Genomic DNA, 1,517 nt, shown 5'->3' on the forward strand with positions numbered 1-1,517 from the left:
CTGCGGCACATGCAACGGCTGCCCACGTGGATCGATGAGCAAATATTCGCTGTCCATCTGGCCCAAGGCTCTGGATGCCGGCTGCGAACTGCGCATCAACGCCCGCGTGCTCAAGATCGAGAAGGACCCGGACGGCCGCGCGAGCGGCGCTCTTTATGTCGACCGCAAGACCGGGAAGCAACATTTCCAGGGCGCAAAACTGGTTATCGTGGCCGCGAACGGCATCGGAACGCCACGGCTCCTTCTTGCATCCGACAATCTTGCCAACGCCAATGATCAGGTCGGACGTTATCTTCTGCACCACACGCTGGTTGCCTGCGAAATGTGGGTCGACGAGCCTGTCGACGGTCATATCGGTTACGTCGCATCCCTGCTGTCGCGGCAGTTTGCCGAGACGGACGTGTCGCGCGGTTTCGTCAACGGTTTCAACTTCAATTGCATCACCTCCACGCCGTCGGCCGGAGAGCTTGCGGCAGGCTGGTTCACGCCGGCCCACGCGCCATGGGGCCGCGACCATCACCCTTGGTTCGAGCGCCACTTCGGCCATTCCATCGGCGTTTTCGCCATTGGCGACGATCTGCCCAATCCGGAAAACCGCGTGACGCTGGATCCTGTGCTGAAGGATTCCGATGGCGTGCCTGCGGCAAAGACCCGCTACGCGCCCGGCGAGAACGACAAGCGTATGATGAACTACATGCTGGATCGCCTCGAAGAGCTCGCAAAGGCCTGCGGTGCTTTCGAATATCGGCTGCATGATTATCGCGACAAGGAGGGCGTTTATCGCACACCAGCCTGGCACATGATCGGCACCTGCCGGATGGGCAGCGACCCATCGACATCCGTCGTCAACCAATGGAACCAGACCTGGGAGGTGCCAAACCTCTTCATTGTCGATGGAAGCGTGCTCACCACCGGCGGCGTCGTCAATCCGACGGCCACCATCTCGGCGCTCGCCTTGCGTGCCGCGGCCTATATTCGCGACAATTTCGAAACCCTCTCGCAGCAGACGCGATCGTCGATAGCCGCCTGACGCGGATGATGCGGGTTGTCCGTCGATCGTCTCGCATATCAGGCAAGGACGATCCCTCGCCTGCGTGGTCCTGATTGGCATCATCGCGATCGGAGAAAGACAAAATGGTCCAGCGCCCGCCTGCCGAGCCCGGAATGAGCGAAGCGGATATCGATACCCCTGCCCTCATCATCGATCTCGATGCAATGGAAGGAAATCTCGACCGTATGGCCGCATTCTGCCGTAAAGCAGGTGTGCGGTTGCGCGCTCACGCGAAAACCCACAAGTCCCCGGTCATTGCTCACTGGCAGATTGCCAGAGGGACGATCGGCCAATGCGTGCAAAAGACAGCGGAGGCCGAGGTTCTCGCCTGGGGAGGTATAGGCGACATTCTCGTTTCGAACGAGGTCGTTTCCTCCCGCAAGCTGGCGCGACTGGCCGCGCTGTCCAGAATGTCGAAAATCTCGCTCTGTGCCGATAGCGCGGCCGTGGTCGACCAGATCGAGGC

At 60.6% G+C, this 1,517-nt stretch carries 2 protein-coding genes; both read left to right on the forward strand.

The genetic code is table 11. The features are described 5' to 3' along the window. A partial coding sequence (locus EN984_RS34165; RefSeq protein WP_164765902.1) for a GMC family oxidoreductase occupies positions 1 to 1,030 on the forward strand: 1,030 nt, incomplete at its 5' end. 134 nt (positions 1,031 to 1,164) lie between these two features. Next, on the forward strand, positions 1,165 to 1,517 hold a 353-nt coding region (locus tag EN984_RS34170; RefSeq protein ID WP_245480182.1), incomplete at its 3' end, for an alanine racemase.

The sequence above is a fragment of the Mesorhizobium sp. M7A.F.Ca.CA.004.12.1.1 genome, assembly GCF_003997835.1.
Classification (GTDB): Bacteria; Pseudomonadota; Alphaproteobacteria; order Rhizobiales; family Rhizobiaceae; genus Mesorhizobium.